The 14588-nt window shown below is 61.6% G+C and carries 12 protein-coding genes; 8 read left to right on the forward strand and 4 right to left on the reverse strand.

Features of this window, described 5'->3' with window-relative positions:
• Window positions 1-282: 282 nt before the first annotated feature.
• Both HJB91_RS11810 and HJB91_RS11815 read right to left on the reverse strand, forming a co-directional pair.
• Complete coding sequence (locus HJB91_RS11810) at window positions 283-543, reverse strand: YMGG-like glycine zipper-containing protein (RefSeq protein WP_009991900.1); 261 nt, start codon at window positions 541-543, stop codon at window positions 283-285.
• A gap of 27 nt (window positions 544-570) precedes the next feature.
• On the reverse strand, window positions 571-726 hold the full coding sequence (locus HJB91_RS11815) for a DUF3309 family protein (protein WP_003543790.1): 156 nt from the start codon (window positions 724-726) through the stop codon (window positions 571-573).
• Between the two features lie 797 nt (window positions 727-1523).
• On the opposite strand from HJB91_RS11815, the gene HJB91_RS11820 reads away from it, so the two are divergent.
• From HJB91_RS11820 to HJB91_RS11840, 5 genes are all read left to right on the forward strand, one after another.
• Window positions 1524-4703, forward strand: coding sequence for a helicase-related protein (locus tag HJB91_RS11820; RefSeq protein ID WP_221154801.1), 3180 nt, complete (start codon window positions 1524-1526; stop codon window positions 4701-4703).
• 2 nt (window positions 4704-4705) lie between these two features.
• Window positions 4706-5110: an RNA-binding S4 domain-containing protein gene (locus HJB91_RS11825; protein WP_221146190.1), complete on the forward strand. Its 405-nt coding sequence runs from the start codon at window positions 4706-4708 to the stop codon at window positions 5108-5110.
• A 190-nt stretch (window positions 5111-5300) separates the two neighbouring features.
• Entirely contained in the window at window positions 5301-5639 is a 339-nt protein-coding gene (fdxA, locus tag HJB91_RS11830) for a ferredoxin FdxA (protein ID WP_011427210.1), read from the forward strand.
• A 393-nt stretch (window positions 5640-6032) separates the two neighbouring features.
• A complete protein-coding gene (locus HJB91_RS11835) occupies window positions 6033-6605 on the forward strand; it encodes a CarD family transcriptional regulator (protein WP_011427211.1) in 573 nt (190 codons plus the stop codon).
• 373 nt (window positions 6606-6978) lie between these two features.
• Window positions 6979-7842: an RNA polymerase factor sigma-32 gene (locus HJB91_RS11840; RefSeq protein ID WP_011427212.1), complete on the forward strand. Its 864-nt coding sequence runs from the start codon at window positions 6979-6981 to the stop codon at window positions 7840-7842.
• Window positions 7843-7894: 52 nt separating this feature from the next.
• Here the strand turns inward: HJB91_RS11840 and HJB91_RS11845 are convergent, their stop codons facing one another.
• Together HJB91_RS11845 and HJB91_RS11850 are read right to left on the reverse strand one after the other, a co-directional pair.
• Window positions 7895-9439, reverse strand: a complete 1545-nt coding sequence (locus HJB91_RS11845) for a M48 family metalloprotease (protein WP_221154802.1) — start codon at window positions 9437-9439, stop codon at window positions 7895-7897.
• Window positions 9440-9822: 383 nt separating this feature from the next.
• Window positions 9823-11361: an MDR family MFS transporter gene (locus tag HJB91_RS11850; RefSeq protein WP_221154803.1), complete on the reverse strand. Its 1539-nt coding sequence runs from the start codon at window positions 11359-11361 to the stop codon at window positions 9823-9825.
• Window positions 11362-11475: 114 nt separating this feature from the next.
• Here HJB91_RS11850 and HJB91_RS11855 point away from each other — a divergent pair, with 114 nt between their 5' ends.
• The 3 genes from HJB91_RS11855 (at window position 11476) to HJB91_RS11865 (ending at window position 14544) form a co-directional block, all read left to right on the forward strand.
• On the forward strand, window positions 11476-12003 hold the full coding sequence (locus HJB91_RS11855; protein WP_210632704.1) for a MarR family winged helix-turn-helix transcriptional regulator: 528 nt from the start codon (window positions 11476-11478) through the stop codon (window positions 12001-12003).
• Between the two features lie 66 nt (window positions 12004-12069).
• On the forward strand, window positions 12070-12720 hold the full coding sequence (locus HJB91_RS11860; protein ID WP_210632705.1) for a thiamine diphosphokinase: 651 nt from the start codon (window positions 12070-12072) through the stop codon (window positions 12718-12720).
• A gap of 3 nt (window positions 12721-12723) precedes the next feature.
• A complete protein-coding gene (locus tag HJB91_RS11865; RefSeq protein ID WP_221154804.1) occupies window positions 12724-14544 on the forward strand; it encodes an ABC-F family ATP-binding cassette domain-containing protein in 1821 nt (606 codons plus the stop codon).
• Window positions 14545-14588 lie beyond the last annotated feature (44 nt).

The raw sequence follows: 14588 nt of genomic DNA on the forward strand, positions 1-14588 counted from the left end.
CGATCAACCCGAATCATGGCCGGCATTCGCTGCCGCGAGCGATCTCCGCTACCAAGACAAGAGATGAGACCGCGGTTGTCAGGAAAGCCGCGGCGACGAGAATGACGACGGTGGAATTGTCGGGCGATGGCGCCTGCCCTGCGCGTACGAGGTAAATATGCGGCTAGCTAATGGGCGTTGGTGGATTTGACTTTCATGACCGATCAACGTCACGTTGACGGACGTGTCGGCAAAGAAAAACGGGCGCAGAAGCGCCCGTTGGGAGTCCGATATGTGATGCGATCAGTAACGGCAACGCGCCTCGTAGCGGCGGCCGTAGCGATCGCGATAGATGCAGTAGCCGCGGCGTTCGACCGACTGGCCGATGAGAGCGCCGGTCAGGCCGCCGGCAACGGCGCCGACTGCGGCACCGCCCCAGCTGTTGGTGACGGCACCGCCGATGACTGCACCGGTGCCGGCGCCGATCGCCGTGCCCTGCTCGGTCGCGGTGCAGGATGCGAGAGCGCCCACGAGCGCGCCGATAAGAACAATCTTCTTCATCATGTCGTAACTCCCCAGGTTAGTCGGGCTTTAGATGCGGCCCATTAGTACAAGGATAATGATAATGACCAGAACTAGCCCCAAACCGCCGGAAGGTCCATAGCCCCAGCCACGGCTATAACCCCAGTTCGGCAGGGCTCCGATCAGGAGCAGAATGAGGATAACGAGAAGTATCGTGCCAAGCATGGTGTTTTTCCTTCATTTCATCTGCAATCTGAATGGACAAGAAACACGCATTGGCGATTTTTGTTCCCGGTTGGGCGCGCGAATTAGGATGCGACGCGATTCATGGTTTGTGATCCGTCACCCCTGACAAATGGCCCGTATGGTTAAAAAGACATTGAAATACAACATGTTGCGGCGAACAAAGCAGGAAGATCACGATGTCTCCGATTCGTCGGTGATTCGTTCCGTTTTTGATCGGTCCGACGGGCAAGCGGGTCAGGCTTAAGGCTGTGTGAATTTGCTCGCCGGAAGATTAACACCGACGTGACGAGATCTTGCCGCCTGCCCCGCATCAAGCGGGCGGAACATGACGACGCCACCAGATATGGCCGTGAACGAAAGGGGAAAGCAGAGCAGTCGGCGATTCGTCGCCGATTCGTTCCGGATTTGATCGAGACGTTAATTTCGGCGGATTTTTCCCTTGGCAAAAAGCGAATGACAGACCTCCGGCAGGGTCACAAAATGCGAACCGGAGAGAGTCCCGCGATTCAGCATTTAGTAGGAAAAAGTGATTCAAAATCAATACTTAGCCGTGAACAAAAGCTGAATCAGCAGGAGTCAGCGATTCGTCTCTGATTCGTTCTCACGCTGTTCCGAATCGGAAATGCGGACCGTCCGGACGACTCGCAAAAGTCGCAATCCCCGACGCATTTTGAAATCTGCCCTTGCGTTTGCGGCAGTAGCTGTCCATGTGTTCTGTGCCTTCATCGAGATGGCAAAACTTTTCCCGGGGCGCGCCTGCCTCACTTGCATGGACCATGACTCTGACTTCGCAGCCGATGATTCTCAGCGGGCGCGGTGTGACCGCGGTGCTTGGACCAACCAATACCGGCAAGACCCATTATGCCATCGAGCGCATGGTCGCACATGGGACCGGCGTGATTGGCCTGCCACTCAGGCTTTTGGCCCGCGAGGTCTATACGCGGGTGGTGGAGAAGGTCGGCTTGCAGAACGTGGCTCTGGTCACGGGCGAAGAAAAGATTTCGCCGCCCAATGCGCGTTTTTCCGTTTGCACGGTCGAGGCGATGCCGCGGGAGACCAAAGCCGCCTTTGTCGCGATCGACGAGGTCCAGCTCGCCGGCGATCTCGAGCGTGGCCATATCTTCACCGACCGTATCCTGCACCTTCGCGGCCGGGATGAGACGCTGCTTCTGGGCGCGGGGACAATGCGGCCGATCCTGCAGCAGATCCTGCCCGGCGTCACGATCGTCGAGCGGCCACGGCTTTCGCATCTCCTTTACGCCGGGCAGAAGAAGATCACCCGGCTGCCGCAGCGCTCGGCCATCGTCGCCTTTTCCGCCGATGAGGTCTATGCCATCGCCGAGCTCATCCGCCGGCAGCGCGGCGGCGCGGCGGTCGTGCTGGGGGCGCTGAGCCCGCGCACCCGCAATGCGCAGGTCGCGCTCTATCAGGCGGGCGACGTCGAATATCTGGTGGCGACCGATGCGATCGGCATGGGCCTCAACCTCGACGTCGATCACGTCGCCTTCGCCCAGGACCGGAAATTCGACGGCTACCAGTTCCGCAACCTCAATCCGGCCGAGCTCGGCCAGATCGCCGGCCGCGCCGGGCGGCACGTGCGGGACGGCACCTTCGGTGTCACCGGCCAAGTCTCGCCCTTCGACGAGGAAGTGGTGCAGCGCATCGAGGGACATGAATTCGACAACGTCAAGGTTCTGCAGTGGCGCACGACGGAGATGGATTTCTCCTCAATTCAGTCGCTGCGCGCCAGCCTGGAGGCCGGGCCGCGCGTGCCCGGGCTGACGCGGGCGCTGCCGGCGGTCGATCAGCAGGCGCTCGAGCAGCTTTCGCGCTATCCCGAAGTGATCGATCTCGCCGACAGGCCGGCCCGCGTCGAAAAACTCTGGGAGGCTTGCGCGCTGCCCGACTACCGGCGTATCACTCCGGCCCAACATGCCGATCTTATTTCGACCCTCTTTTCCGATCTCGTGCGCTATGGCACGGTGAACGAGCAGTTTCTTGCGGAGCAGGTTCATCGCTCGGATCGAACTGATGGGGAAATTGACACGCTTTCGGCGCGAATCGCGCAGATAAGGACCTGGACCTACGTTTCGAATCGGCCCGGCTGGCTTGCCGATCCGACACATTGGCAGGAAAAGACGCGGGAAATCGAAGATCGATTGTCCGATGCGTTACATGAAAGGTTGACGAAACGCTTTGTTGATCGCAGGACATCTGTGCTCATGAAGCGCCTGAGAGAGAATGCGATGCTGGAAGCTGAAATCAGTGTGAATGGCGATGTCTTCGTTGAAGGACATCATGTAGGGCAGTTGAGCGGATTCCGTTTCACCCCGGTGGGGGGAACGGATGGACCGGATGCCAAGGCGGTTCAGGCTGCGTCGCAGAAGGCGCTCGCGCTCGAGTTCGAGGCCCGTGCGGCCCGGCTGCATGCCGCGGGCAATAGCGATCTGGCGATCGGTTCGGATGGCTTGATCCGTTGGCTCGGCGATCCCGTGGCGCGGCTTTCCGGCAGCGATCACGTCATGCGGCCGCGCGTGATCCTGCTCGCCGACGAGCAGTTGACGGGCAATGCCCGCGATCACGTCGCCGCCCGTATCGAACGTTTCGTCAATCATCACATCAGCACGGTATTGAAACCGCTCGATGATCTGTCGCGCGCCGAGGATCTGCAGGGCCTCGCCAAGGGACTTGCCTTCCAGCTGGTCGAAAATCTCGGCGTGCTCTTCCGCCGCGACGTCACCGAAGAGGTGAAGTCGCTGGATCAGGAGGCTCGCGCCTCCATGCGCCGCTACGGCGTGCGTTTCGGTGCCTATCATATCTTTGTTCCGGCCCTTCTGAAGCCGGCACCTGCCGAACTGATCACGCTGCTCTGGGCGTTGAAGAACGACGGTCTCGACAAGCCGGGCTACGGCGATCTCATCCCCGTGCTTGCCGCCGGCCGCACCTCGGTCGTCACCGATCCGAGCTTCGAGCGGATGTTCTACAAGCTCGCCGGCTTCCGCTTCCTCGGCAAGCGCGCCGTGCGCATCGACATTCTGGAGCGGCTTGCCGATATCATCCGTCCGCTGCTGCAATGGAAGCCCGGTCAGAGCAATCGTCCGGAGGGCGCCTATGACGGTCGCCGTTTCACGACGACGACGGCGATGCTGTCGATTCTCGGGGCGACGCTCGAGGACATGGAAGAGATCCTCAAGGGCCTCGGCTATCGCGCCGATGCCGTGAAGGCGGAAGAGGCGTCGGCCCATCTTGCGGCGCAGGACGCGGCTTCAGCCCCTGCCGCCTCCGCGGAAACATCCGCGGAAGCGGCAGAAAAAGCCGATCACGATGATGCCGACGGAGCGACGGAAGAGGCTGTTTCCGAGCCGACCCAAGCCGAGCCGGCTTCGACGGCGGCCGACGTCCCCGCCACAGAAGCGAACGACAGCAACACTGCGGCCGAAGTGACCGAGGCAACCGCTTCGGCAGAGACTGCCGCCTCCGGGGAAACTGGCGAGCCGGCGGAACCGAAGCCGGTTCTATTGTGGCGTCTCGGCGGCCGCAATGACAACCATCGCCAAGCACGCGGCGGCCATGGCGAACGCCGGGGCGGCCAGAACCAGGAGCGCGGCGAACGCAATCGCCGTCCGAACGGCGGTGAAGGCGGCGAAGGCAATCGCGGCGGCGACGGGCGCGACAACCGCCACGGCCGCGGCAAGGACGGTGGCGGCCGTGACGGTGGCAGACCGCAGCAAGCAAGGGGCGAGCGCAAGGACCAGCCGCGCGGTGATCGTCAGGACCGTGGCGATCGGAAGGACCGCGGCGAGCGGAACGATCGCAATGACCGTAACGACCGCAACAACAATCGCGGCGCCCAGCCGCTGCGCTTCGAGGCCAAGCCGCCGCGCAAGGAGAAGCCGATCGATCCGGATTCTCCCTTCGCCAAGCTCGCAGCTCTCAAGGAACAGATGAAGAAGTAATCATGGGCGGGGAGACACAGCCGGCAAGCGGTTCGCGCCAGCGCATCGACAAGTGGCTGTTTTTCACGCGCATGGTGAAGTCGCGCTCGCTGGCCCAGAGTCACGTCCAGTCGGGGCACGTGCGCATCAACGGCGAGCGCTGCAGTCACCCGAGCCAGATGGTCAAGCCGGGTGACCGCGTCGAACTGACGCTGGAGCGGCGCGATGTCATTCTCATCGTGCGTCTCGCCGGGGAGCGGCGGGGTCCCTACGAGGAGGCCCGCCTGCTCTACGACGACCAATCCCCGCCGCCGGATGAGACAAAACGTCTCACGCCGTACGAGCAAGCGACCCGGGGGACGGGTACCGGCCGTCCGACCAAAAAGGAAAGGCGTGCAATCGACAGGCTGATGTCGGACGAGGATTAGAAAACTCTGTCTGTGGCGGCGGCTTTGCAGATCGTTTACCCTTGAAATCCGGCGCTAAAGCCGATAGGTCACTGACAACCTGCCGGAAGCGTGCTTGCCTGCCAAGCCTGTCCACGCTTCGCCCGGCACGGGGATAGGCGCGACGTTCCAGGTTGCCCGGCCCCATCCGCTTGAAATCCTGGAGTTCTTCATGACCTATGTCGTGACCGACAATTGCATCAAGTGCAAATATACCGATTGCGTGGAAGTCTGCCCTGTCGACTGCTTTTATGAAGGCGAGAATTTTCTCGTCATCCATCCGGACGAATGCATCGATTGCGGCGTCTGCGAACCGGAATGTCCCGCCGAGGCGATCAAGCCGGATACCGAGCCGGGCCTCGACAAGTGGCTGAAGATCAATACCGAATATGCCAGCATCTGGCCGAATATCACGGTCAAGAAGGATCCGTTGCCGGAGGCCAAGGAAATGGACGGCCAGACCGGAAAATTCGAGAAATATTTCTCCGAAAAACCGGGTTCCGGCGATTAAGACGGCTGTCCGATTTCGTCGCCGGATGCGGGCCGTTGAGCGGTGAAACGTTTTAAATCCTGCGTCTGGCATATGGGTGATCTGTGTTGCCCGCATGACTCAGATGAAGCAAATTATTGATTTCCTCATATTTTTGTGATAGGTTTCGCCTACTGTTCCATTTGTGGCATGACGCATGCCCAAAACCATCACGAAAGCAAAACCAATCCGTACGCGGTTTCCGTGACATATCAACGCTTTGAGCGCCGGGTCCCCAGATCGCGCGCAAGAAGCCCTTGCTTTTGCCTGATGGGACCAGAGTGAAGTCACCCGACGGATGCAACCGTCTCAACCGGGCCTGACTGACCCGGCTCCGGCCGCCGCCGGAAGCGTAACAGGGAGTTTTTGAATAGAATGACGACTCAGCAGAAAAAGCCTTCTACAGCACGTCACGGCTTCAAGACCGGTGAATCGATCGTCTACCCCGCTCATGGCGTCGGTACCATCACCGCTATCGAAGAGCAAGAAGTTGCCGGCATGAAGCTCGAACTTTTCGTTATCGATTTCGAAAAGGACAAGATGCGCCTGAAAGTTCCGGTCGCGAAGGCGATGAGCATCGGAATGCGCAAGCTTTCGGAAACGGATTTCGTCGATCGTGCGTTGAAGGTTGTGCAGGGCAAGGCGCGCGTCAAGCGCACCATGTGGTCCCGCCGCGCCCAGGAATATGATGCCAAGATCAATTCCGGTGATCTGATTTCCATCGCTGAAGTCGTGCGTGATCTCTATCGTGCAGAGAACCAGCCCGAGCAGTCCTATTCCGAGCGCCAGCTCTACGAAGCAGCGCTCGATCGCATGGCGCGCGAAATCGCCGCTGTCAACAAGATGTCGGAAACCGAAGCCGTCCGCCTCGTCGAGACCAATCTCAACAAGGGTCCGAAGCGCGGCAAGGCGATTGAAGAAGACGATTCGCAGGACGAAGCCGCTTAGGGCAAGCCTGTCTCTCCCAAAAAAACCCGGCCGTCGCGCCGGGTTTTTTATTGGAACTTTTTCCCGACTGACGCGTTTACCACACGTAATTGCGGACTGCTCGTCGGGCGCAAACTCGTCGGGCGAACTGCTATTCCGTCAATATTCGGTGAGGAGCGGATCATGCCTTTTCAATATTGCCCGTTCGGCAACGTGAAGAAACAGGTCCGACCCAGCCGTCTTAGCGGCACGTGATGAGAGATAGGGCCTCTCCCTGAAAAGTCCAGGGGTGAGGCCCTTTTGCATTCGGAACCCCATTCAGTCCGGACAGCGATGTTCCGGAACGTGAGTTTTATTGTCCATTTTGAGGGCGAAGGCCTTTCGGGAGATCGAAATGAAGAACATGTCTGCAGATCGGCGCATGATCAAAATCGCGATGGCCGCCCCCTATCTCGCGCGTCAGGAAGAGCATGATCTCGCCACCCGCTGGAAAGATCACGATGATCGCGGTGCACGCAACCAGATCGCCATGGCGCATATGCGGCTGGTTATCTCCATGGCTGGCAAGTTCCGCAATTTCGGTCTGCCGATGAGCGACCTCGTGCAAGAGGGCTATGTGGGCCTGCTGGAAGCCGCCGCGCGTTTCGAACCGGAACGTGACGTGCGCTTTTCGACCTATGCCAGCTGGTGGATCAGGGCGTCGATCCAGGACTATATCCTGCGCAACTGGTCGATCGTGCGCGGCGGCACCAGTTCGGCGCAGAAGGCGCTGTTCTTCAATCTGCGCCGTCTGCGCGCCAAGCTCGCGAGAGGCGATACGCAACTGACTCTGCAATCCATTCATCAGGAAATCGCCGCTGCCCTCGGCGTCAGCCTCGCCGATGTCCAGACCATGGATGCCAGGCTTTCCGGCAACGACGCTTCGCTGCAGGCGCCTTCCGTCTCCGGCGATGCCGAGAGCGCGGAAAAGATGGATTTCCTCGTCAGCGACGATCCGCTGCCGGACGAGCAGGTTTCCAATATGATCGACGGCGAGCGCCGCCGCGTCTGGCTCGCTTCGGCGCTGAAACATCTCAACGAACGTGAGATGAAGATCATCAGCGCCCGGCGCCTGGCGGAAGACGGCGCCACGCTCGAAGAACTCGGCGCCGATCTCGGCATTTCCAAGGAGCGCGTGCGCCAGATCGAAAGCCGGGCGATGGAAAAGCTTCGTAGCGCGCTGGTCAGCGCCGACCCGCATATGGCGGCCTACGCCTGAACTTCTTTACCCTCCAGCAGCACTGCCTGGCCCGGCGCAAGCCGGGCTTTTTTCATTCGGCGATGATTTTGACGCGATCGCCAGGGGAAACGGCCGCACCCGTCGGCAGGGCATTGATGAGCTTGAAGAGATCAAGCTTGCGATCGGTGCCCATCATGCGCGCGGCAAGCGTCGAGATGTTCTCGCCTGGCCGGACCGTGACGACACGAATGCGCAGCGGCTTCAGCGAGGCTGCCTCCGCCGGTGTCATGCGCCGGAAACTGGCGCGCAGAACATTGGCCGTCGGTTCGAGGGCGTCGCTGCCCTTCGGTACGGCGGTCAGGAAACGGAAGATCTGCGCATTGTTGCGGATGACGGTGACATCGAAATCCCAGCGGTCGGCACTTGCGCGAGCGGTGGCTGCTTCCATGCCATTGACGGTGATCTGTTGAATGGTCGATGGGTCGAGACCGGTCACCCAGCCGCTGGAGATATAGTTTGTGAGGCTCTGGTTCTGGTTGTCGGCAACGCCATCGAAGCGGACGGCGATGTCGTTGGGGCCGGTGGCCATCACGGCTTCGACCTTATTGTCGATCTTGAAGTCCGCCGGTACGTCGAAGCGGATGCCGAGGCCGCCATGCAGGAAAGTCTGGCCGCGTACGTAGCCTTCTTCCGGACTGTCGCCATAGAGCAGGCCGTCAATGCCATCGAGATAATAGTCGCGACCCTTGTCGCCGACCCTCCCTTCCTGGCCGAAGGCGCGCGCATGGGTGCGGGCAAGCTCGATGCGCTGGGCGGAGTTCGGATGGCTCGAGAGGAAGTCGAGGCTCTGGTCGGCTTCCGGGTCGACCGACATGAAGCGGCTGTAGGCCGCCATCGAATCGAGGAAACGGGCGGCGGCATAGGGGTCGTAACCGGCTTCGCCGAGCATGCGCACGCCGATGACATCGGCCTGCAGCTCCTGCTGGCGGGAGAAAGCGGCAAGCCTGAGCTTGCCCCGGGCAAGCGCCTGCTTGCCGGCGATGTCGCTCGATAGGACCTCGGCGACGACGCGGCTGGCGATGACTTCGGCTTCTTCGCGCTTCTGCCGCTCGATACCGTGATTCGCTGTCACGTGGCCCATTTCGTGCGACAGCACAGCGGCGACTTCCGAGGCGTCGTTGGCAAGGGCAAGCAGACCGCGGGTGACGTAGAGGTAACCGCCCGGCAGCGCGAAGGCGTTGATCGCAGGCGAGTTCAGGATGGTGATACGGTAGGACTGGCTCGGATTTTCCGACACCGCCGTCAGCGCGCCGGCAATGCGGGCGACGAGGCGCTCGGTCTTGGCATCCTTGTATTCGCCGCCGTAGCTTGCCACGATGCGCGGATGCTCGCGGGCACCCATCGCCGCGCGCGGATCGTTCTTCTGCACCTCGTCGACGATCTGCGGATTGGAGGAAGGCGAGATGCTCGGCTGGTAGGATTGTTCGATCAGCGACTGACACCCGTTCAGCGCCATTCCGACGGTTGAAAGCAGCATCAGGCGGCGGGCGAAGCGCCGCGTCGCAGAGATGACATCACTGGAAAGCGCGGGCGATTTCCACGTCGTCAAGCTGTCCAGTCTGGTTCTCTGCATCATGTCGCTGTTTTGCCGGTTTGCCGCAGATGGAGACCGGCCTTGGCAAGGGGAACTCAACAGGTGCGCACCCCTGATCTCGCGCCGCATGCTAGGCCGATACACGTCGTTGCTGTAACTGATTTACGCATCGGTTGCATAGCGAGACTCTGTTTAATTGTGGCGCCGTTGCATTTTAGCAAGCCTCAGGCATCGAGGTCTCCCTTCGCTCGGATGAAATTATGGCGAAAGTTCCGTCACCAGTCATAGATTTGTCAGAGGCGCGGAAAAAGAACGGCATGATTGAAGCAACAGGTGGGATAACGGCAGCCCTGCGAGAAAATCGCAACTTTTGATCTATCTATGCGATAGAGAACGTCTGCTGGTGCATATTCCCATTATGTAGTCTATTCCGCCGCTTCCGCCGCCGCCGATTGCGGTCGCTTCGTTTCGCCGGTGCGCGGCAGTTGCACGGGCTTCAGCGTCATTGCGGCAGCAAGGCCGATCAGGGCAATGGCGCAGGAAGTCATGAAAAGGGGCGAGAAGGCGGCGGCATAGACATCTGCGACGGCCTGGCGGCTCGCTGCGGGAAGGGCGGCCATCATCTTCGGCGTCAGCTGTTCGATATCGGCAACATCGGCAATGGGAGCGCCGACCTTGCCGAGCCCGGAGGCGATGATCGCGCCATAGATTGATATGGCGATCGAGGCCCCGCCCATGCGCGAGAGTGTCACCGAGCCGGTGGCGGCGCCGACGTCGCGGGCGGGGGCGGCATTCTGCACGCCGATGACGGGGACCTGCTGCGCAAGGCCGATGCCGATGCCATGCAGCATCATGATCGCGCCGATGAAGGCGATCGGCGTTCCCGCATGGACCTGCGACATCAGCGCGAAGGCAATGGCGCTGCAGGTGAGGCTTGCGATGGCGAAGGGTTTGTAGCGACCGGTCGTCGAGATGATACGCCCGGCCGACAGCGACCCGCAGACGAGACCCCCGGTCAGCAGAATGAAGAGAAGGCCGGCGGCCGATGGCGAAAGGCCGGTCGTCGTCTGCAGGAAGAGAGCGAGATAGTTGACCATGCCGATGGCGATGGCGCCGCCCATCACCGATATTACCAGCAGCAGGCTGAAGGTTGAATTGCGGAAGAGCTGCAGCGGAACGATCGGCTCCGGCGCGCGGCGCTCGACGAACACCCAGGTGACGGCGCAGACGGCGCCGAAGGCGACGATCCCGATACTCTGTGGTGAGATCATCGAGCCGAACAATTCGCTGCTGTCTGTGGCAAGCACGATGCTCGTCGTCGTCAGCGCGATCAGCAGCGCGCCGGCATAATCGATCTTCGGGCGCCGATGCGGCTTGCGGTAGGGCAGCATGAAGGCAAGCCCGGTGAGCACGACGAAACCGATCGGCACGTTGACGAGGAAGATCGAGCGCCAGCCGAAGAGATCGCTCATCGTCCCCCCGAGCACCGGGCCGATCGCGCCTGAAGCCATCAGCACGAGGCTGGAATAGCTTTGATAGCGCGCCCGCTCGCGCGGCTCGAACAGATCGGCGTTGACGGCAAAGATCGACACCATGATGCCGCCACCGCCGAGGCCCTGCAGCACACGAGCGGCGATCAGCGTATTCATCGAGACAGCCAGGCCGCAGACTGCGGAGCCGACGGTGAAGATTCCGATCGCCGTCATCATCACATATTTGCGGCCGAAGAGATCGCCGAGCTTGCCGTAGAGCGGCATGACGGCGCTGAGCGCCAACAGGTAGGCCGAGCCGATCCAGCCGAAACGCTCGAGATGGCCGAACTCGCCGACAATTGTCGGCAATGCCGTGGAGACGATCTGATTATCAAGCGTCGCCATGAACATGGCGGTCATCAGAAAGAAGAAGAGGATAAGCCGGCGACGAGGGTCCGTCACGAGCGGCGCAGGCGCGGGTTGCATGTCCATGAGGCATATTTCCGGGTTCGAACTATTTTATGTGCTATCAGCATGTAATTGTCAACGGCACATGAGTGACCCCGGCATATTCAATTTTGACCTCCGCTCTGCTATGGTTCGGTCATGAATGAGACGCTGACGAAGATCCTGTCCAACAGTCGGGCCGAGCCGGACGATGAGAACCTGCCTCGCATCGGCAGGAGCATGGCGCGCATGCGCCTGATGACCGGCCGACGGCTGATCGGCAGGCTGGCGATCCAGAGCGCCGCACCGGGCCTTGAGCTCTCCCACCTCGACGTGCTCGACGCCGTGCGCCGGGCTGGGTCGCCCGGCGAGGTCACCGTCGGCTTGATCGCGGAGATGCTGCGCATCGACCCGTCGCGCGCGAGCCGGGTGGTGGCCGAGATGGTCGGACGCAACGTCTTGCGGCGCGAAGCCTCCCAGGCCGACGCGCGGCGGATCGTCGTCGTCATCACCGACGCTGGCCAGGCGCTGCTTGCCGAGATCCATGCGCAGAAAATGGCCATTATCTCCGAGATCGTCTCCGATTGGCCACGCGAGGATATAGAGCGTTTCGCGACGCTGTTCGAACGTTTCATCGGTGGCTACGAGGCAATCTTTCTCTCGCGCGACAAGGACACGCCCGGTTGAGGCGAAAGCCGTCCGTCGGTGGTGCCCCTTCCCCTCGCCCCCCCGTTTGCGCTAAGGGCAGTGCCCATGAGCCAATCCACCTTCACCATTCTGCTCGGCGGCGAACTCAGCCTGACGGAACGCCTGCGCCACGCGATCGGCGGCAGCCGCTTCATCGCGGCCGATGGCGGCATGCGGCATGCGATGGCGCTTGGTGTCATGCCTGAGCTCTGGGTCGGCGATTTCGATTCGACGCCCCCCGAGCTCGAAGCGGGTTTTCTCGATGTGCCGAAACAGCCCTATCCCGCAGCGAAGGCGGCAACGGACGGCGAAATCGCCGTATCGGAAGCGATCGCACGTGGCGCGCGGCGGCTGATCCTCGCCGGCGCGCTCGCCGGCGAACGCTCCGACCATGCGCTTCAGCATCTGCTGTCGGCTGTCGGCTTGGCGGAAAAGGGTTTCGACGTACTGCTGACCTCGGGCAAGGAAGAGGCAGTGCCGCTGGTTCCCGGCACGATCGAGCTCGATCTTCCCAAAGGCAGCCTGTTTTCCGTGCCCGGATTTGGGCCGCTGACCGGACTTTCTATCGAGAATGCGCGTTATCCGCTCACCGATTTCCATCTGCCTTTCGGCTCGTCGCGCACCATTTCAAATGTCGCGGAAGGCAAGGTTCGCCTTTCGCTCGAGAGCGGCCGGGCGATCGTGCTTGCCCGCCCCTATGATCTTTCCGGAGTCTGATTTTTGGCCCCTCCCATTCTGAAACTCGACGATATCTTCCTGAGCTTCGGCGGCGCACCGCTGCTGGCGGGCGCTTCCCTGCAGGTCGAGCCCGGCGACAAGATCTGTCTCGTCGGCCGTAACGGCTCGGGAAAATCGACGCTGCTGAAGATCGCCGCCGGCCTGGTCGAGGCGCAGTCCGGCGAAGTTTTCCGTCATCCGTCCTCGACGGTGCGCTATCTCGAACAGGCGCCGGACTTTGCCAGTTTCAGCACCGTTCAGGCCTATGCCGAGGCTGGTCTGGGACCCGGCGACGATCCCTATCGCGTCACCTATCTTCTGTCCCACCTCGGCCTCACCGGTGAGGAGGATCCAAATACCCTTTCCGGCGGTGAATCGCGACGGGCCGCCCTTGCCCGCGTGCTGGCGCCGGAGCCCGACATTCTCCTGCTCGACGAGCCGACCAACCATCTCGACCTGCCGACCATCGAATGGCTGGAAGGCGAGTTGCAAAAGACGCGCAGCGCCCTGGTGCTGATCTCGCACGACCGGCGGTTCCTCGAAAAAGTTTCGACGGCAACCGTCTGGCTCGATCGCGGCGCCTCGCGCCGGCTCGACAGGGGCTTTGCGCATTTCGAAGCCTGGCGCGACCAGGTGCTGGAGGCCGAGGAGCTCGAGCAGCACAAGCTCGGCAAGGCAATCGAGCGCGAGGAGCACTGGCTGCGCTACGGCGTCACGGCCCGGCGCAAGCGCAATATGCGCCGTCTCGGCGAGCTGCAGACGATGCGTTCGCAATATCGTGGCCACAAGGGCCCGCAGGGCACGGTGCAGGCGGCGATTTCGGATGCGCAGGAATCCGGCAAGCTGGTGATCGAGGCCGAGAAGATCACCAAGAGCTTCGGCGACCGGGCAATCGTCACACCGTTCTCGATCCGCGTCCATCGCGGCGATTGCATCGGTCTCGTCGGGCCGAACGGCGCCGGCAAGACGACGCTCCTGAAAATGCTGACCGGCCAGCTTTCGCCGGACGGCGGCACGGTGAAGCTGGGCACCAACCTGGAGATCGCCACCCTCGACCAGAAGCGCGAGGACCTCAAGCCCGAGGAGACGCTTGCAAACTACCTGACCGACGGGCGCGGCGAAAACCTGCTCGTCAATGGCGAGCAGCGCCACGTCACCGGCTACATGAAAGAATTCCTGTTCCAGCCGGAGCAGGCGCGAACACCGATCAAGAGCCTCTCCGGCGGCGAGCGCGCCCGGCTGATGCTGGCGCGCATCCTGGCGCGCCCGGCAAACCTCCTGATCCTTGACGAACCGACCAACGATCTCGACATCGAGACGCTCGACCTCCTGCAGGAAATCGTCGCCGGCTTTCCCGGCACCGTCATCCTCGTCAGCCACGATCGTGACTTTCTCGACCGCACCGTAACCTCGACGATCGCGCCCGCCGTGCCGGATGCGCCCGACGGCCGATGGATCGAATATGCCGGCGGCTATACGGACATGTTGGCGCAGCGCAAGGGCGTACTCGACGAGCGCAGGAAAGCCGAGAAAGCGGCGGAGAAACCGAAGACCCAGGAGACAACAGCTTCCGGCGCAGCCTCGAAGGGCAAGCTTTCCTTCAAGCAGAAATTCGCGCTGGACAATCTGCCGAAGGAAATGGCCAAGGCCGAGGCCGAGATCGCCAAGCGCGAACTTGTCATGGCCGATCCCAATCTCTTCACGCGCGACCCCGTTGCCTTCAACCGCCTTGCAGGCGAGATGGAGAAGCTGCGAGTCAGCCTGACCAAGATGGAAGAGGAATGGCTGGAGCTCGAAATGCTGCGGGAAGAACTGGAGGGCTGAGACTCTCGCACTCAGCCGCTTGCGTCACGTTGTAGGCAGGGGTC

Source organism: Rhizobium sp. NLR10b (assembly GCF_019685435.1).
In the GTDB taxonomy this organism is placed as follows: domain Bacteria; phylum Pseudomonadota; class Alphaproteobacteria; order Rhizobiales; family Rhizobiaceae; genus Rhizobium.